The 18130-nt window shown below is 66.3% G+C and carries 13 protein-coding genes; 11 read left to right on the forward strand and 2 right to left on the reverse strand.

The window, feature by feature from the left end; genetic code table 11:
• Positions 1-21 precede the first annotated feature (21 nt).
• Together DAEP_RS23325 and dnaE are read right to left on the reverse strand one after the other, a co-directional pair.
• Positions 22-1209 carry a sensor histidine kinase gene (locus tag DAEP_RS23325; protein ID WP_027244515.1) on the reverse strand — a complete coding sequence of 396 codons (1188 nt, stop codon included), beginning with the start codon at positions 1207-1209 and terminating at the stop codon, positions 22-24.
• Between the two features lie 159 nt (positions 1210-1368).
• Complete coding sequence (gene dnaE, locus DAEP_RS0109740; protein WP_027244516.1) at positions 1369-4881, reverse strand: DNA polymerase III subunit alpha; 3513 nt, start codon at positions 4879-4881, stop codon at positions 1369-1371.
• A gap of 360 nt (positions 4882-5241) precedes the next feature.
• Between dnaE and xdhA the strand changes: the two genes are divergently transcribed.
• From xdhA to DAEP_RS0109795, 11 genes are all read left to right on the forward strand, one after another.
• Complete coding sequence (gene xdhA, locus DAEP_RS0109745) at positions 5242-6693, forward strand: xanthine dehydrogenase small subunit (protein ID WP_027244517.1); 1452 nt, start codon at positions 5242-5244, stop codon at positions 6691-6693.
• Positions 6690-9095, forward strand: a complete 2406-nt coding sequence (gene xdhB / locus DAEP_RS0109750) for a xanthine dehydrogenase molybdopterin binding subunit (RefSeq protein ID WP_027244518.1) — start codon at positions 6690-6692, stop codon at positions 9093-9095. The genes xdhA and xdhB overlap by 4 nt, the downstream gene beginning before the upstream one ends.
• Positions 9085-10020: a xanthine dehydrogenase accessory protein XdhC gene (xdhC, locus tag DAEP_RS0109755; protein ID WP_027244519.1), complete on the forward strand. Its 936-nt coding sequence runs from the start codon at positions 9085-9087 to the stop codon at positions 10018-10020. The genes xdhB and xdhC overlap by 11 nt, the downstream gene beginning before the upstream one ends.
• Positions 10017-11534, forward strand: coding sequence for an ABC transporter ATP-binding protein (locus DAEP_RS0109760; RefSeq protein ID WP_027244520.1), 1518 nt, complete (start codon positions 10017-10019; stop codon positions 11532-11534). The genes xdhC and DAEP_RS0109760 overlap by 4 nt, the downstream gene beginning before the upstream one ends.
• Positions 11535-11576: 42 nt before the next feature.
• On the forward strand, positions 11577-12659 hold the full coding sequence (locus DAEP_RS0109765) for an ABC transporter permease (protein WP_027244521.1): 1083 nt from the start codon (positions 11577-11579) through the stop codon (positions 12657-12659).
• A gap of 1 nt (position 12660) precedes the next feature.
• Positions 12661-13581, forward strand: a complete 921-nt coding sequence (locus tag DAEP_RS0109770) for an ABC transporter permease (protein ID WP_027244522.1) — start codon at positions 12661-12663, stop codon at positions 13579-13581.
• A gap of 65 nt (positions 13582-13646) precedes the next feature.
• Positions 13647-14723, forward strand: a complete 1077-nt coding sequence (locus tag DAEP_RS0109775) for a BMP family ABC transporter substrate-binding protein (RefSeq protein ID WP_027244523.1) — start codon at positions 13647-13649, stop codon at positions 14721-14723.
• Between the two features lie 193 nt (positions 14724-14916).
• Complete coding sequence (locus tag DAEP_RS0109780; RefSeq protein ID WP_027244524.1) at positions 14917-15273, forward strand: VOC family protein; 357 nt, start codon at positions 14917-14919, stop codon at positions 15271-15273.
• 165 nt (positions 15274-15438) lie between these two features.
• Positions 15439-16389: an aldo/keto reductase gene (locus DAEP_RS0109785; RefSeq protein ID WP_027244525.1), complete on the forward strand. Its 951-nt coding sequence runs from the start codon at positions 15439-15441 to the stop codon at positions 16387-16389.
• A 4-nt stretch (positions 16390-16393) separates the two neighbouring features.
• Positions 16394-17464 (forward strand): NAD(P)/FAD-dependent oxidoreductase, encoded by a 1071-nt coding sequence (locus DAEP_RS0109790; protein ID WP_027244526.1) that lies wholly within the window; start codon positions 16394-16396, stop codon positions 17462-17464.
• The gene (locus tag DAEP_RS0109795) at positions 17464-18120 is read left to right on the forward strand and encodes a DUF938 domain-containing protein (RefSeq protein WP_027244527.1); all 657 of its coding nucleotides are present in this window, start codon (positions 17464-17466) and stop codon (positions 18118-18120) included. The genes DAEP_RS0109790 and DAEP_RS0109795 overlap by 1 nt, the downstream gene beginning before the upstream one ends.
• Positions 18121-18130: the final 10 nt, after the last annotated feature.

An 18130-nucleotide genomic window follows, 5' to 3' on the forward strand; every position in this document is an offset into this window, starting at 1 on the left:
GAGCGCCCGGCCTGCACGAACCTAGGCCAGACCAAAGCCCTGTGCCGCAAGGCGCGTGGCAAGCTGCACGTTTTCAGCCTGGCTATCGCCCTCGGTAAGGGCGGACAGCGGTATGTCCAGTTCATAGATCAGCTTGCCGCCCTCAATCGTCCGGCTGGCCTCCCCCTGCAGCATGGATGGCACGATCTGGGTCAGCAGCCTCGTGCCGAACCCGGTTCTTCCGGCACCGTTCACCGGCCTCGCCGGTTCCTGGCAAAGATCCTCTTCCCACCGCAGCCGCAGCCGGTTGTGCCCGCCGTCTTCGCCACGGACCGACCAGGACACGCGGATCCGCGCGTCTTCGCCATCAGCCGAGCCGTATTTCTGCGCATTGGTCGCCAGCTCGTGCAGCGCCAGGCTGATCTGCTGCGCCGCCTCCGATCCGGTGGTCACCTCGGGACCGCCGACCGTCATCCTGTCGCCGAAGCTCAGCAGCACCGGTTCCAGCTGCGCCCGGATCACGCTGCCCAGATCCGCCGAAGCGCCGGACGGCTCCTGCATGACGGTCTGGGTGGCAGAGGCCAGCGCGTTCAGACGCCCGGTGAAGGTGCTGACGAAATCGGTCACGTCCGTGACCCCGCGCGCGCTTTGCCGCGCCATCGACGAGACCACCGCGATCATGTTGTGGCTCCGGTGCACCGCTTCGCGCGCCGTTACCGCCAGTTTGGCATTGACGTCCCGCAGTTCGGCGGTGCGTTTCTCGACCAGGACTTCCAGCTCATCGCGGGCCTGCCGCAGCACGTCCAGGGTCTCCTCATGCGCGGCCACTTCCTCCAGCAGCCTGCCGTTGACGTCCTCCAGTTCGCGCCGGCTCGGGATCGCGACCAGGACCGGAACCAGCTTGAACAACACAACCGCGGTGGTTGCCGAGACCAGTGCAGTGGCGAATTTCAGCAAGCCTTGCGCCGGATAGGCCGGCCACCAGAGCGTCAGGATCGATACCGCATGGGTGAGGCCGCACAGAAGGATGAAGGAGGCAAACAGAAGCACCAGCCCGCGGTGCTTCAAATCCTTGCGCTGGCGCAGAACCTTGAACAGAGCCAGCGGGATGGCGAAATATGCCAGGAAGATCAGAAGGTCAGAGCCGGCCCAAAGGATCAGCAGCCAAGGTTCCCAAAGCAAGCACATGCCATGCGGCATGTACTCCCCGAAATCCAGAAATGTTTGCACTGCGGCACTCTCCAGTCCTATGGCGGAACCGATGTCGGCCTGAACCATTTAAATATGAAACGCGGTCAGAGCGGCATAAGTTGCTAATTTTCCTTCACGCGCAAGGCCGCACGGCAGCCGCAGCCCTCCCGCCGGAGGCGCCGGGCGCCTCGCGCAGCCTCAAATCTCCTCCACATCCATCACGCCGTCCAGCGATTTCAGCGCCCCCTTGATCTGCGGATTGATCGGGAACGCCTGGCCCAGATCCATTTCCACGTCGCCGGGCAGGCCGGGATCCTGCAGATACATGTAGACCTCGCCGCGCGATGCGTTGCGGGCCGCCGCCTTGGCATCCTCCAGCACCTGCGCCACGGTTCCGACGGCGCTGGCATCGCTCAGATAGACCCGCAAGCTGCTGCGCCCGGCATCGGCAATCGCGCTGTCAACCGGCCCGACCGAGCGCACCAGCAGCTTCAACTGGTCGCTCTCCATCGTCGCCTCAGCCGTGATCACCACCTTGGCCCCGGTTTCTAAGTACTCGCGGCTCTTTTCCAGCACTTCCGAGAACAGCGTCACCTCGAACGCGCCGGAGGGATCGCTAAGCTGGGCAAAGGCAAAGCGGTTGCCGCGGGCGGATTTGCGCTCCTGCCGCCCGGCCACCACCCCGGCCATCTTGGCCATGAAGGGCCCGCGTTCGGCCTTGGCGGTCACCTCGTCCAGCGTCATCACCTCCTTGCGCTTCAGCGCCGGCATGTAGTCGTCCAGCGGGTGGCCCGACAGGTAGAAGCCGATCGCCTTGAACTCCTCGCTCAGCCGCTCCGCCGGCAGCCAGTCCGGCACCGAAGGCAGCCGCGGCTCCGGCAGGTCCTCGCCCGCCTCGCCGAACAGCGACACCTGGCTGGAATTGCGCTGGTCATGCACCGCGGCGGAGTAATCCACCAGCGCGCCCAGGCTCTCGAACACCCGGCGGCGGTTGGAATCGAGCTGGTCGAAGGCCCCTGCCCGCGCCAGCATCTCCAGGGGCCGCTTGCCAACCTTCTTGAGGTTCACCCGGCGCGCAAAGTCGAAGACATTGACAAACGGCCGCTCGTATCCGTTCTCCTTGCGCGCTTCGGCGACCAGCCGCATCACGTCCAGGCCAACGTTCTTCAGCGCGCCCAGCGCATAGACCAGTTCACCGTTCACCACGTTGAAGGTCGCCAGCGAGCGGTTGATGCAGGGCGGCACGTATTTCAGCCCCAGCCCCTTCTTCACTTCCTCGAAGTAGATCGCCAGCTTGTCGGTCAGATGGATATCGCAGTTCATGACGCCCGCCATGAACTCCACCGGGTGGTTCGCCTTCAGCCAGCCGGTCTGATACGACACCACCGCATAGGCCGCCGCGTGCGATTTGTTGAAGCCGTAGTTGGCGAATTTCTCCAGAAGGTCGAAGACCTCAGAGGCTTTCTTCTTGTCGACCCCGTTCTCCGCCGCGCCCTTCTCGAACTTCGGGCGTTCGGCGTCCATCGCCTCCTTGATCTTCTTACCCATCGCCCGGCGCAAAAGGTCCGCGCCGCCGAGGGTATAGTTCGCCATCACCTGGGCGATCTGCATCACCTGCTCCTGATAGACGATGATGCCCTGGGTTTCCTCCAGGATATGGTCGATCAGCGGGTGGACAGAGGTGATCTCGCGCTGGCCGTTCTTCACCTCGCAGTAAACCGGGATGTTCTCCATCGGGCCGGGGCGGTACAGCGCCACCAGCGCCACGATGTCCTCGATGCAGGTGGGCTTCATGCGCTTCAGCGCATCCATCATGCCGGTGGATTCCACCTGGAACACCGCGACCGTCTTGGCGCGGGAATACAGGTCGTAAGTAACCTTGTCGTCCAGCGGGATGGCGTTGATCTGGTTCTCCGCCCCCTCCGGCGGCTCATAGAGCTGGGTGCCGTCCGCGGCGATATGCAGGTCACGGCCCGACTGGAAGATCAGGTCCATGGCGTTCTGGATGACAGTCAGGGTCTTGAGGCCAAGGAAGTCGAACTTCACCAGCCCCGCCTGCTCCACCCATTTCATGTTGAACTGGGTCGCAGGCATGTCGGAGCGCGGATCGCGGTAAAGCGGCACCAGCGCGTCCAGCGGCCGGTCGCCGATCACCACACCCGCCGCGTGGGTCCCGGCAGAGCGCAGCAGCCCCTCCACCTGCTGGCCATAGGTCAGCAGCCGGTCCACCACCGGCTCGTTCCGCGCCTCCTCGCTCAGCCGCGGCTCTTCCTTCAGCGCGTCGGCAATCGACATCGGCTTCACGCCCTCGACCGGGATCAGCTTGGACAGCCGGTCCACCTGGCCATAGGGCATCTGCAGAACCCGCCCCATGTCGCGCACCGCCGCCTTGGACAGAAGCGCGCCGAAGGTGATGATCTGCCCCACCTTGTCGCGGCCGTATTTCTCCTGCACGTATTTGATCACCTCTTCCCGGCGGTCCATGCAGAAGTCGATGTCGAAGTCGGGCATCGACACCCGTTCCGGGTTCAGGAAGCGTTCGAACAGCAGCGAGTAGCGCAGCGGATCAAGGTCGGTGATGGTCAGCGCATAGGCCACCAGAGAGCCCGCACCGGACCCCCGCCCCGGCCCCACCGGAATATCGTGGTCCTTGGCCCATTGGATAAAGTCGGCAACGATCAGGAAGTAGCCGGGGAATCCCATCCCCTCGATGATGCCCAGTTCAAAATCAAGCCGTTCCTGGTATTCCTCGACGCTCACCGCATGCGGGATCACCGCCAGACGCTGCTGCAGGCCCTCATTGGCGATGCGGCGCAACTCCGCCACCTCGTCATCGGCGAACTTCGGCAGGATCGGATCGCGCCGGTACGCCATGAAGGCGCAGCGCCTGGCGATTTCCACGGTGTTCTCAATTGCCTCGGGCAGGTCGGCAAACAGCGCAACCATCTCCTCCTGGCTCTTGAAGTAATGCTGCGCGGTCAGACGGCGGCGCGGCTCCACCTGATCGACATAGGCCCCCTCGGCGATACAGATCATCGCATCATGCGCCTCGAACATCTCCGTGTCCGGGAAATAGACGTCATTGGTGGCGACCAGCGGCAGCCCCATGGCATAGGCCATTTCCACGTGGCCGCGCTCGGTCTGCTTTTCCGCCTCCGGCTGGCCATGCTCGCCCGGATGGCGCTGCAATTCCACATACAGACGGTCCGGGAAGATCGCCTTCAGCCGCTGCATCAGCGCTTCCGCCGCCGGGCGCTGCCCCATCTGCAACAGCCGCCCCACCGGCCCGTCCGGCCCGCCGCTCAGGCAGATCACGCCGCCGGAATAGCTCTCCAGCTCCTCCAGCGTCACATGCGGCAGCTCGCCCCCCTGCCGCAGATAGAGGCAGGAGTTCAGCTTCATCAGATGCTCATACCCGGCCTCGCTCTGGGCCAGCAGCACCAGCGGCGCGGGCGGCTTGGGCCTTTCGCCGGGTGCCGGCTCGGCGAACCGCAGGTCGACCTGGCAGCCGATGATCGGCTGCACCCCGGCGCCGCTCGCCGACACCGAAAACTCCAGCGCCGAAAACAGGTTGTTGGTGTCCGTCACCGCAATCGCGGGCATGCCGTGCTTCTTGCACAGATCCGGCAGCTTCTTCAGCCGCACGGCCCCCTCCAGCAGAGAATATTCCGTGTGGGTGCGCAGATGAATGAATCGGGGAGAGCTTGTCATGCCGCCACGCTATCTTATTGCCGCAGCAGGGTGAACGGGCGATCTGCGCGGCGAACACCCGGCAAAACCGGTGCGGTCGCCGGTGTATTTTATCCATTTTGTTGAAACTCTTTCGCAGCCAGCGCGTGAAGCCTCCGCAAAGGCGCAGATAAAACGCATAAATATGAATGCCCTACCATCCTGATGCGCAACATTCTTGCGCCGCGAAATACTGCAATGCGGCAGCGGTTTTCCTTGCTTTGACAACGGGCTGCTCCCTAGGCTGATGTCAGCAAGCAATAAACAGCCCGCCTTCCCTTCTGCGCCGCATCGAAGGGACGGCACTCCGGGTCAACAGGGTAAAGCGGCGGTATCGCGAAGATGGCACTCACCTTTCGTCTGAACGGTGAAACGGTCCGCATCACGGACGCAAGCCCAACACTGACGCTGCTGGACTGGCTGCGCGAGGAACAGGGCCTCACCGGCACCAAGGAAGGCTGCAACGAGGGCGATTGCGGCGCCTGCACCGTCATGGTCACGGATTCACGCGGATCGAAGGCCCTGAACGCCTGCATCCTGTTCCTGCCGCAGCTGCAGGGCAAGTCGGTGCGCACCGTCGAGGGTGCCTCAGGCCCGGACGGCAGCCTGCACCCCGTGCAGCAGACCATGGTCAACCACCACGGCAGCCAATGCGGCTTCTGCACCCCCGGTTTCATCATGTCGATGGTCACCGCCCATGCCAACGGCGCCACGGATTTCGACGATCAGCTGGCGGGGAACCTGTGCCGCTGCACCGGCTACGCCCCGATCATCCGAGCCGCCGAGGCCGCCAAGGACATCCCCGTCCCCGGCTGGATCGCCGATGAGGCCTCCTTCAGCTTTCCCGAAATACTCCGGGGGGAGGCCGAAGGCCGGGGGGCAGCGCCCCCCTCTGACAAACCTGCGGCAGCGCCCCCTTCCGGCAAACAGGCGGCAGCGCCCCCGCTCCTGCCAGCCTCATCCGACGAACTCGCCGAGCTCTACAGCGCCCACCCCGGCGCCACCCTGATTGCCGGCGCCACCGACGTGGGCCTCTGGGTCACCAAGCAGCTCCGCCACCTGCCGCAGGTAATCTTCCTCGGCGGCTGCGACGGCCTGAAGGGCATTGAGGTCACGGACAGCACTGTCCGCATCGGCGCCATGGCAGACATGAACGATCTGCGCGCCGCGATGGAGCCGCTGCACCCGTCCTTTGCCGGAATGCTGCGCCGCTTTGCCTCCCAGCAGATCCGCGCCGCCGCCACCGTCGGCGGCAACATCGCTAACGGCTCCCCCATCGGCGACACCCCGCCCGCGCTGATTGCCCTTGGCGCCACCCTGCATCTGCGCAAGGGGGACAGCCGCCGCGAACTGCCGCTGGAGGATTTCTTCCTCGACTACGGCAAGCAGGACCGCCAGCCGGGTGAGTTCGTCGAGGCGGTCAGCTTCCCGCGCCAGCCCGACGCCCTGAAGGTCTACAAGCTGTCGAAACGCTTCGATCAGGATATCTCCGCCGTGCTCGGCGCCTTCAACGTGACCGTGATGAACGGCAAGGTCTCCGCCGCCCGCATCGCCTTTGGCGGCATGGCGGGCATCCCGAAACGCGCCGCAAACGTCGAGGCGGCCCTGACCGGCCAGCCCTGGAATGAGGCCACCATCCAGGCCGCCGCCAAGGCCTTCGACCAGGACTTCACCCCGATGACCGACATGCGCGCCTCTGCCGAATACCGGCTGGAAACCGCGCGCAACATGCTGGCCCGCTATTTCGCCGACCAGAACGGCCAGACGGTCTCGGTGCTGGAGGTGCGGGCATGAGTGTTTCCAAACCCCTCCCCCATGACTCCGCCCGGCTGCATGTGACCGGCGCGGCGCGCTATACCGATGACATCCCCAGCCCCCGCGGCACCCTGCATCTGGCCTTTGGCCTGTCTCCCATTGCCCGCGGCCATATCACCGGGATGGACCTCAGCGAGGTGCAGCAAAGCCCCGGCGTCGTGGCAGTGCTGACAGCCAAGGGGCTGCCCTTTGCCAATGACGTCTCCCCCTCGATTCATGACGAGCCGCTGCTGGCGGCCGGCACTGTCAACTATGCCGGCCAGCCGGTGTTCCTGGTGGTGGCCGACAGCCACCTCAATGCCCGGATCGCCGCCCGCAAGGGCAAGGTGGATTACAAGGAAGAACCCGCTCTCCTGACCCTGGACGCCGCGCTGGCTGCCGACAGCCGGTTCGAGGAAGGCCCGCGCATCTATCACAAGGGCGACGCAGCCAAAGCCATTGATGCCGCCCCGCACAGGGTCGAGGGCACGTTCGAGCTGGGCGGCCAGGAGCATTTCTACCTCGAAGGCCAGGCGGCCATGGCGCTGCCGCAGGAGGATGGCGGCATGCACGTCCACTCCTCCACCCAGCACCCGACCGAGATCCAGCACAAGGTGGCAGAGGCGATCGGCCTGCCGATGCACGCCGTCCGGGTCGAGACCCGCCGCATGGGCGGCGGCTTTGGCGGCAAGGAAAGCCAGGGCAACGCGCTCGCCGTCGCCTGCGCCGTCGCCGCCCGGCTGACCGGCAAGCCCTGCAAGATGCGTTACGACCGTGACGACGACATGGTGATCACCGGCAAGCGGCACGCCTTCCGCATCTCCTACCGCGCGGGCTTTGACGGTGATGGCAGCCTGCAAGGCGTCGAGTTCCTGCATCTGGTGGACTGCGGCTGGGCGCAGGACCTGTCGCTGCCGGTCGCCGACCGCGCGATGCTGCACGCGGACAACGCCTATCTGATCCCCAATATCCGCATCGAAAGCCACCGCCTGCGCACCAACCGGCAAAGCGCCACCGCCTACCGCGGCTTTGGCGGCCCGCAGGGCATGGTGGGGATCGAACGGGTGATGGACCACATCGCGCATAATCTGGGGCTGGACCCGGCAGAGCTGCGGCAGCGCAATTACTACGCGCCGATGCAGACCCCGGAAGCCCCCGCCGGCGAAGCGCAGGACACCTCCGGCCAGCCGCTGGACCCGGACGCCGACCTCGCCTCCCGCGGCGCGCCGGCGCAGCCCGCCAAGACCAGCCCGCCGCCCAAGGACGTGCAGACCACGCCCTACCACATGCCGGTCGAGGACTTCATTCTGCATGACCTGACCGCGCAGCTGCTGAAATCCTCGGATTATGCGGCGCGCAAGGCGGACATTGCCAAGTGGAACCAGGGCCAGACCCACCTGAAACGCGGCATCGCCTTCTCCCCGGTGAAGTTCGGGATTTCCTTTACCCTCACCCATCTCAACCAGGCGGGCGCGCTGGTGCATGTCTATCAGGACGGCTCGGTGCATTTGAACCACGGCGGCACCGAGATGGGCCAAGGGCTGTTCCAAAAGGTGGCGCAGGTCGCCGCCAGCCGCTTTGGCATCCCGCTGGGAAAGGTGAAGATCACCGCCAGCGACACCGCCAAGGTGCCCAACACCTCGGCCACGGCGGCCTCCTCCGGCTCCGACCTCAACGGCATGGCGGTGAAGGCCGCCTGCGACACCCTGCGCGCCCGCATGGCAGAACATCTGGCGCTGCAGCATCAGGCCAGCCCCGCCGACGTGGTGTTTGAAAACGGCATGGTGCGGATCGGCCAGGACGAGATGACATTCGAGAAGGCCGCGATGGCCTGCTACCAGGGCCGCGTCAGCCTGTCGGCCACCGGTTTCTACAAGACCCCCAAGGTCGAATGGGACCGGATCAAGGGCCGGGGCCGCCCGTTCTACTACTTCGCCTATGGCGCCGCGGTGACAGAGGTGGCGGTGGATGCGCTGACCGGCGAGAACCGCATCCTAAGGGCCGACATCCTGCATGACGCCGGCGCCTCGCTGAACCCGGGCATCGACATCGGCCAGATCGAGGGCGGCTATGTCCAGGGCGCGGGCTGGCTGACGACCGAGGAACTGGTCTGGGACGATACCGGCCGCCTGCGCACCCATGCGCCCTCCACCTACAAGATCCCCGCCTGTTCCGACCGGCCGGATGTGTTCAACGTGAATCTTTTCGACGGCCGGAACCGCGAGGACACGATCTACCGCTCCAAGGCAGTGGGGGAGCCGCCGTTCATGCTGGGCATCTCCGCCTGGCTGGCCCTCAGCGATGCGGTCGCGGCCTTCGGCGAGACCTACCCGGCGCTGAACGCGCCTGCCACCGCGGAAGAGGTCTGGCGCGCGGTGCGGAGAGTGCGCGATGGGATTTGACGTCGAGGAGCTGCGACGGGCGGTTGCCGCGCATGGCCGCGTGGTGCGGGTGGTGATCGCCGCCATCCGCGGCTCCTCCCCGCGCGAGGCGGGCACCGCGATGCTGGTCTGGCAGGACGGCCAGTCCGGCACCATCGGCGGCGGCACTCTGGAGCACGAGGCGGCAGAGGCCGCCCGGCGGCAGGTGGCCCCCAAGCAGATCAGCACCCATGCGCTGGGGCCGGACCTAGGCCAATGCTGCGGCGGTGCGGTCACGCTCTTCAGCGAGGTTTATGAGGCCGCAGACCTGAACACGCTGGACAGCCACGTCATTGCCCGCCCGGCCAGCCCGGCGCTGATGCCGGTCGCGGTGAAGCGGCTCCTCGCCGGCGCCCGCGGCCAGGGCCAGGCACCGGCGCCGCAGCTGGTCGAGGGCTGGATGATCGAGCCGGTGCACCAGCCGCAATTGCCGGTCTGGATCTGGGGCGCGGGCCATGTCGGGCGGGCGCTGGTCAATGTGCTGGCACCGCTGCCGGACCTGCAGATCACCTGGGTGGACACCGCCGCCGAGCGGTTCCCGGCAGAGATCCCCGCCGGCGTCACCGCGGTTCCGGCAGCTGACGTTGCGCTCCTTGTGCCGCATGCGCCTGAAAACGCTGCGCATTTGGTGCTGACCTATTCCCATGCGCTGGATCTGGCGCTATGCCACGCGCTGTTGAGTCATGGCTTTGCCTTCGCCGGGCTGATCGGCTCCAAAACCAAATGGGCGCGGTTCCGCTCGCGTCTTGCCGCCTTGGGGCACGCCCCCGGGGCAATCGCAAGGATCACCTGCCCGATCGGCGATCCGGAACTTGGAAAACATCCGCAGATGATTGCGGTCGGTGTTGCAGCGCAGCTGCTGCGGCATGGAAAAGAAGACGAACAGAGAGAGGACCGGCGCGCGTGAGTGTACCACTGTTGAGCCTGCAAGGCCTGACCAAGGCCTACCCCGGGGTTGTGGCCAATGACACAGTTTCCTTTGACATCGGCGAAGGCGAAGTGCATGCCCTGCTCGGCGAAAACGGCGCCGGGAAATCGACGCTGGTCAAGATGATCTACGGGCTGGTGAAACCGGACAGCGGCAAGATGCTGTTGCGCGGCCAGCCCTATGAACCGGCCGAGCCGCGCCAGGCGCGCGCCGACGGCATCGCCATGGTGTTCCAGCACTTTTCGCTGTTTGACGCGCTGAACGTGGCCGAGAACATCGCGCTTGGCATGGAAAACCCGCCGGAAATGCGCGATCTGGCCGCCCGCATCCGCGAAGTGTCGGAAACCTACGGCCTGCCGCTTGACCCCTACCGCACCGTCGGCGACCTGTCCGCGGGCGAGCGCCAGCGGGTCGAGATCATCCGCTGCCTGCTGCAGGACCCGAAACTGCTGATCATGGATGAGCCGACCTCGGTCCTGACGCCGCAGGAAGTGGAGATCCTGTTCAAGACCCTGCAGAAGCTGCAGTCCGAGGGCACCTCGATCCTCTATATCTCGCACAAGCTGGAGGAAATCCGCACCCTGTGCGATCACGCCACCATCCTGCGCCTGGGCAAGAACGTGGGCGAGTGCATCCCGGCTGAGACCTCCGCCCGCGACATGGCGGAACTGATGGTCGGCAGCACCCTGCAGACACCCCAGCGCGGGGCGCGCGAGTTCGGTGCCGTCGCGATGGATATCTCCGGCCTGTCGGTGCCGGCCCCCTCGGCCTTCGGCACCGCTCTCAAGAACGTGCATCTGACCGTGCGCAAGGGCGAGATCCTAGGCATCGGCGGCGTTGCCGGCAACGGCCAGGACGAATTGCTGGGCGTCCTTTCCGGCGAGACCCTGACCGAGGCCGACGCGGTGAAGCTGCACGGGCAGCCGATCGGCAGGCTTGGCCCCACCGCCCGGCGCAAGCTCGGCGTGCTGGCAGCACCCGAGGAACGCCTCGGCCACGCCGCCGCGCCTGATATGAGCCTGACGGAGAACGCCATGCTCACCGGATCGGTGCGGGAGGGGCTGGAGAAGAACGGCTTCCTCGACTGGGGAAAGACCAAGGAGTTTGCCGAGCGCATCATCAAGACGTTCGACGTGCGCACCCCCGGTCCCGGCAATGCGGCGCGGTCGCTGTCGGGCGGCAACCTTCAGAAGTTCGTGATCGGGCGGGAGGTGCTGCAGGACCCGGACGTGCTGGTGGTGAACCAGCCGACCTGGGGCGTGGACGCCGCCGCCGCCGCCGCGATCCGCCAGTCGCTGCTGGACCTCGCGGCCAAGGGCGCCGCGGTGATCTGCATCAGCCAGGATCTGGATGAGCTGATGGAAATCTCCGACAGCTTTGCCGCGCTGAACGAGGGCCGCCTCAGCGCCCCGCGCGAGGCCGCAGGCCTGACGGTGGATGAGATCGGCCTGATGATGGGCGGCGCCCACGGCATGGAGGTGGCGCATGTCTGACCTCCGCAACAGAAATCAAAAGATGAAACAGGGAGCCGCTACATGATCCGGCTTGAGAAACGGCCGCAGCCGTCGCGCGCCTGGTCGATGGCGACGCCGCTGGTGGCGGTGCTGGCGACGATGTTTTTCGGCGGGCTCTTGTTTGCCGCGCTTGGCAAACCGCCGGCGGAGGCGATCCGCACCATCTTCTGGGAACCGCTGTTTGGCGAGTTCTCCTTCTACTACCGCCCGCAACTGCTGGTCAAAGGCGCGCCGCTGGTGCTGATCGCCATCGGCCTGTCGCTGGGCTTCCGCGCGGGCATCTGGAACATCGGTGCCGAGGGCCAGTACATCATGGGCGCCATCTGCGGCGCCGGTGCGGGCCTTGCCTTCTACCCTGCCGAGTCGTTCTTGATCTTCCCGCTGATGGTTGTGGCGGGCGCGCTTGGCGGCTGGGCCTGGGCGATGATCCCGGCGGTTCTGAAAACCCGCTTCGGCACCAATGAAATCCTGGTCTCGCTGATGCTGGTCTATGTGGCCGAGCAGTTCCTGGCCTCGGTCTCGCTGGGCCTGCTGAAGAACCCCGAAGGCTTCGGCTTCCCCGGTTCGCGCAACCTGCAGGCCTGGGACAGCGCCCATAACGCCGAGCTGATTGCCGGCACCGGCATGCATTGGGGCGTTGTGGCGGCGCTGATCGCGGTGATCTTTGCCTATGTTCTGCTGAACCGCCACATGACCGGCTACCACATCCGCCTGACAGGCGAGGCACCGCGGGCAGCCCGGTTCGCAGGCGTCAACCCCACAAGGCTGGTGCTGTTCTGCCTCGGCACCTCCGGCGCGCTGGCGGGTCTTGCCGGGCTGTTCGAGGTCTCCGGGCCGTCGGGCCAGATCAGCATCGACTTCAACGTGGGCTATGGCTTCACCGCGATCATCGTCGCCTTCCTGGGCCGCCTGCATCCGGTGGGCATCCTGCTGGCAGGCGGGCTGATGGCGCTGACCTACATCGGCGGCGACATCGCGCAGTCGAACCTGCAGCTGCCGGCCGCGGCCATTCAGGTCTTCCAGGGGATGCTTCTGTTCTTCCTGCTGGCCTTTGACCTGCTCACCAATTTCCGCATCGCAATCGGCAAGCCGGAGGTGGCGTAACATGGATCTTTCTGCAATCAACCCGGTCCTGCTCATCGCCTCTCTGATGGTGGCGGCAACCCCGCTTTTGCTGGCGGCCATCGGTGAACTGGTGGTCGAGAAGGCCGGTGTTCTGAACCTCGGGGTCGAGGGGATGATGATCGTCGGCGCCATCGCGGGCTTTGCCACCGCAGTGGAAAGCGGCTCGCCCTTCCTCGGATTCATTGCCGCCGCCATCGCAGGCGCGGCGCTGTCCATCCTGTTCGCCATCCTCACCCAGTTTGCCCAGGCAAACCAGGTCGCCTCCGGCCTGTCGCTGACGCTCTTTGGCCTGGGCCTGTCGGCGCTGATGGGGCAGTCCTATGTCGGGGTGAAGCCGCCGCGCATGGGCGATATTCATATCCCGGTCCTCAGCGACCTGCCGGTGATCGGCCCGATCCTGTTCGGACATGACATCATCCTCTACTTCGGCATCGCGCTGACCGCCGCGGTCTGGTGGGTGCTGAAATACTCCCGCCTCGGCCTGGTGCTGCGCGCGGTGGGGGAAAACCACGACGCCGCCCATGCGCTTGGCTACAAGGTGCTGAAGATCCGCCTTATGGCGATCATGTTCGGCGGCGCCTGCGCGGGCCTGGGCGGCGCCTACATCAGCCTCATCCGCGTGCCGCAGTGGACCGAGGGCATGACCGCCGGCATCGGCTGGATTGCCCTGGCGCTGGTGGTGTTTGCCAGCTGGAAACCCTGGCGCGCACTGCTGGGTGCCTATCTCTTTGGCGGTGTGACCGTGGTGCAGCTCAATCTGCAAGCGGCAGGCGTTGCCATCCCGGTCGAGTATCTGGCAATGTCGCCCTATCTGATTACCATCCTGGTGCTTGTTATCCTTTCCGCGGACAAAAGCAGCGCACCTGCTGCGCTTGGCCGCAATTTCCACGCCTCCCGCTGACGCGGGGGGCCTCATTGACCGCCCCGGCTGCCGGGGCCAACCAATACCAACTGGGGAGTCCCTTGATGAAACTGACCAACCTCCTGACCAGCGCCGCGGTGGCGCTTGGCCTGGCCGCCGGCGCGGCGCTGGCCGAAGACAAGACCAAAGTGGGCTTTGTCTATGTCGGCCCCGTCGGCGACGGCGGCTGGACCTACGAGCACGACCAGGGCCGCAAGGCGGTTGAGGCCGAGTTCGGCGACAAGGTCGAAACCGTCTATGTGGAAAACGTGGCCGAAGGCCCGGATGCCGAGCGGGTGATGACCCAGATGGCGCTGGAAGGCGCGGACCTGATCTTCACCACCTCCTTTGGCTACATGGACCCGACCATCAACGTCGCCAAGAAGTTCCCGAATGTGAAGTTCGAGCACGCCACCGGCTACAAGCGCGCCGAAAACGTCTCCACCTATTCCGCCCGCTTCTATGAAGGCCGTGCGGTGCAGGGCACCATCGCGGGCCACATGACTGAGTCGAACATCATCGGCTACATCGGCTCCTACCCGATCCCCGAAGTGATCCGCGGCATCAACTCCGCCTATATCCACGCCAAGAAGGTGAACCCCGACGTCCAGTTCAAGATCGTCTGGGCCTTCACCTGGTTCGACCCGGCGAAAGAGGCCGACGCCGCCAAGGTGCTGATCGAACAGGGCGCCGACGTGATCCTGCAGCACACCGACTCCACCGCGCCGCAGGCCGCCGCCCAGAACGCAGGCAACGTGATCACCTTCGGCCAGGCCTCCGACATGGCGGAATATGCGCCGAAGCCGCGCGTCTCCTCGATCATTGATGACTGGGCACCCTACTACATTGCCCGCACCAAGGCCGTGATGGACGGCACCTGGGAGTCGGTTGACACCTGGGACGGCATCGGCGCCGGCATGGTGGGCATCGGCGAAATCTCTGACGCCGTTCCGGCGGACGTGAAAGAGGCTGCACTGGCCATCAAGGATTCGATTGCGGACGGTTCCTACCACCCCTTCACCGGCCCGCTGAAAAAGCAGGACGGCAGCGACTGGCTGGCAGAGGGTGAGACCGCCGACGACGGCACCCTGGCCGGCATGAACTTCTATGTCGAAGGCCTCGAAGGCGATATTCCGCAGTAAGCGGCCCCCTTACGAGACCCACAAAGGCCCGCCATCTGGCGGGCCTTTTTCGTTGCGGACAAAAGCCTGAATCCCGCGCAGCCTGCTGACACGCGCTGTCACTGCCCTGGTGTACACCCGGCTCCGGACAGCCGGACGCCAGCGAACCTGGCCCGGCCGCCCGCGAAACCGTGAAGCATATTGGAGACTGCCTTTGAAACTGAATTACGCCGTTGTCGGCACCAACGACATGGACGCGTCGGTCAAATTCTACGACGCCCTGTTCGAGCACTCGGGCCTTACCCAAGTCCGGCCCAGCGAACGGATGACCTACTGGCTTCAGGACGATTTTGCCTTTGCCGCCGCCCTGCCCTTCGACGGCGAACCGGCCGCCAGTGGCAACGGCACCATGGTGGGATTCAGCCTTGGCTCCGCCGCCGAAGTCACCAGGCTGCACCGCAAGGCGATTGAGCTGGGCGGCACATGCGAGGGCGAGCCCAGGCAGCGCGGGCCTCGGTTTTCCGCATATGTGCGGGATTTGGACAGAAACAAAATCTGTTTCGCTGCTTAGGATCAGCAACAGGCCAGCGGCACCGCAAGCCTTTCCGCGCTGCCGCTGGCGCGCCGGTCCAGCGCGGGGCCGGATTATGGCACCGCGGCAGGGCAACGGGAGGCGTGCGGCAGGCGCGTGGAAACCGCCTTTCCCTGCCTGCCCCCCTGTGCCAAGCTCCGCGCCATGACCCAGACCGCGCGCAAGATTCTGACCGCCCCGGACGGCACCCCGGCCAGCCGTTTTGCCTTTGGCACCATGCAGTTCGGCGGCCGCGCCGATGAGGCGCAATCAGCAGAAATGCACGCCGCCTGCCGCGCCGCCGGGATCAACCACTTCGACACCGCCTGGCTGTATACCGATGGCCACGCGGAGCAGATCCTGGGCCGCCTGATCAAGGATGAGCGCGAGCGGCTGCTGATCGCCACCAAGGCGGGCTATACCGGCGGCGCGGGTGCTGCAAACCTGCGCGCCCAGCTCGACGAGAGCCGCCGCCGGCTGGGGCTGGACACGGTCGACGTGTTCTATCTGCACCGGTTTGACCCGGACACCGACCTGCGCGAGACCATGGACTGTTTCGCCGCGCTCAAGGACGAAGGCGTGATCCGCTACACCGGCCTGTCGAACTTTGCCGCCTGGCAGGTGATGAAGGCGCAGATGGCGGGGCTGGCCTCCGGCACCGGCGTGGACATCCTGCAGCCGATGTATTCGCTGGTGAAACGCCAGGCCGAGGTGGAAATCCTGCCGATGTGCGCCGATCAGGGCATCGCCGCGGCCCCCTACTCCCCGCTGGGCGGCGGCCTGCTGACCGGCAAATACGCCCGCGGCGGCAGCGGCCGCATCACGGAGGACGACGGCTACCGCACCCGCTATGGGCCGGCCTTCATGCACGAGGCCGCCCAGCGCCTGTCGGCCCTCGCGGCGGAGCGCGGCACCGATCCGGCCACCCTGGCGGTGGCCTGGGCCGCGGCGCATCCCGCTGCCCCCATGCCGATTATCTCCGCCCGCACCGCGCAGCAGCTTCAGCCCTCGCTGGCAGCGCTGGATTTCGGCATGGACGCAGAGCTTTACAGCACAATCGAAGCCTTCAGCCCGCGGCCTGCGCCTGCGACTGACCGGCTGGAAGAACAGGATTAGACCCATGCAGGATTTCATCGTCATCGGCGGCGGCATGGCGGGCATCAGCGCCGCCGCGCGGCTTGCGGACCTCGGCAGCGTCACCCTCCTGGAAATGGAGGACGCGCTTGGCTACCACTCCTCCGGCCGCTCTGCCGCCCTGTTCGAGGAGAACTACGGCCACGGCCCTACCGTCTCTCTGAACCGCGCCAGCGCCGCCTATTTGCGCGACGGCGGCTACCTGTCGCCGCGCGGGCTGATGCTGGTGGGGGCCAAGGGGGACGCCGACGGATTTGCCCGCGACGTGGATGCGCTGCGCATGGCCACGCTGGAGCTGGACGAGGCCCGCGCCATGGTGCCCATTCTGAACCCGGAGACCGTGGGCTTTGCCGCGATCAGCGGCGCGGCGGAGGATATCGACACCGACCGGATGCTGCAGGACTTCGCCAAGGCCCTGCGCGCCGAGGGCGGCCAGATTGCGGCCAAGGCGCCGGTGAGCGCGATCACCCGGACCGGCAGCGGCTGGGAAGTTACCGCGGGCGGCCAGACCTATCAGGCCCGCACTCTGGTCAATGCGGCGGGGGCCTGGGCCGATCAGGTGGCGGCGCTGGCCGGGGTGGCGGCGATCGGCCTGCAGCCCAAGCGCCGCTCGATGGCGCGGCTGCCGGCGCCGGGCGGCCTTGATGTCAGCGGCTGGCCGATGCTGCTGGGCGTGGGCGAGACCTGGTATGCCAAACCCGATGCGGGCAAATTGCTGGTCTCCCCCGCAGATGCCGACCCGGTGGAGCCGCATGACGCCTATGCCGACGACATGGTGCTGGCCGAAGGGCTGGCGCGGTACGAGGAAATGGTGACCGAGCCGGTCACCCGGGTCGAAAGCAATTTTGCCGGCCTGCGCAGCTTTGTCCGCGACGGCACCCTGGTTCTGGGGCCGGACCCGGACCAGCCGGATTTCATCTGGTGCGCCGGTCAGGGCGGCTATGGCATCATGACCGCGCCGGCCGCCTCGCAGCTGATTGCCGACCTGGTGGCAGGCCGCGCACCCGTCTTGGACGCGGACACGGTGGCAGCGCTGTCACCCGCCCGGCTGCGCTGATGCCGGTGCGCCCGGTTCCCGGCTCGGCCTCGGTGGCGGCCCCGCAGGACGGCAAGCTGTTTGCCCCCGCCGCCGCCCGCAACAGCGATGTGCTGTGCGATCTGCTGGCACAAGTCGCCCCCTCCGGGGGCCGCGCGCTGGAACTGGCCAGCGGCACCGGCCAGCACGCGGCGGCCTATGCCGCCCGCCTGCCCGGCCTGACGTGGCAGCCCAGCGAGGTGGAGGAAGTCCGGCTTGAAAGCATCCGAGCCTATGGCGAAGAGAGCGGGCTCCAGAACATCCTCCCGCCGGTCCCGCTCGACGCCACCGCGCCCGGCTGGGGCGCAGCGCACTGCGGCCAGAACCTGATCGTGCTGGTGAACCTCTTGCACCTGATCAGCGAGGGCGAGGCCCGCACCCTGATCCGCGAGGCCGCCGCCGCCCTCGCCCCCGGCGGGCGGTTCGTGATCTACGGCCCCTTCCTGCGCGGCGGCGAGCTGACCAGCGACGGCGACCGGGCGTTTCACGCCGCGCTCAGCGCTCATGACCCGGAGACCGGTTACAAGGACGATTTCGACGTCATTGACTGGCTGCACGGCGCCGGGCTGGAGCTGCTGCACGCGGTGGAGATGCCCGCCAACAACCTGGCGCTGGTGGCGGAAAAACCGGCCATCTGACCTGGATCAA

The sequence above is a fragment of the Leisingera daeponensis DSM 23529 genome, from assembly GCF_000473145.1.
Classification (GTDB): Bacteria; Pseudomonadota; Alphaproteobacteria; order Rhodobacterales; family Rhodobacteraceae; genus Leisingera; species Leisingera daeponensis.

What these genes read in the sequence shown, in the direction of transcription:
- dnaE (WP_027244516.1), bottom strand. Translation starts at nt 4,881, where the DNA reads ATGACAAGCTCTCCCCGATTCATTCATCTGCGCACCCACACGGAATAT.
- xdhA (WP_027244517.1), top strand. Translation starts at nt 5,242, where the DNA reads ATGGCACTCACCTTTCGTCTGAACGGTGAAACGGTCCGCATCACGGAC.
- xdhB (WP_027244518.1), top strand. Translation starts at nt 6,690, where the DNA reads ATGAGTGTTTCCAAACCCCTCCCCCATGACTCCGCCCGGCTGCATGTG.
- xdhC (WP_027244519.1), top strand. Translation starts at nt 9,085, where the DNA reads ATGGGATTTGACGTCGAGGAGCTGCGACGGGCGGTTGCCGCGCATGGC.
- DAEP_RS0109765 (WP_027244521.1), top strand. Translation starts at nt 11,577, where the DNA reads ATGATCCGGCTTGAGAAACGGCCGCAGCCGTCGCGCGCCTGGTCGATG.
- DAEP_RS0109770 (WP_027244522.1), top strand. Translation starts at nt 12,661, where the DNA reads ATGGATCTTTCTGCAATCAACCCGGTCCTGCTCATCGCCTCTCTGATG.
- DAEP_RS0109775 (WP_027244523.1), top strand. Translation starts at nt 13,647, where the DNA reads ATGAAACTGACCAACCTCCTGACCAGCGCCGCGGTGGCGCTTGGCCTG.
- DAEP_RS0109785 (WP_027244525.1), top strand. Translation starts at nt 15,439, where the DNA reads ATGACCCAGACCGCGCGCAAGATTCTGACCGCCCCGGACGGCACCCCG.
- DAEP_RS0109790 (WP_027244526.1), top strand. Translation starts at nt 16,394, where the DNA reads ATGCAGGATTTCATCGTCATCGGCGGCGGCATGGCGGGCATCAGCGCC.
- DAEP_RS0109795 (WP_027244527.1), top strand. Translation starts at nt 17,464, where the DNA reads ATGCCGGTGCGCCCGGTTCCCGGCTCGGCCTCGGTGGCGGCCCCGCAG.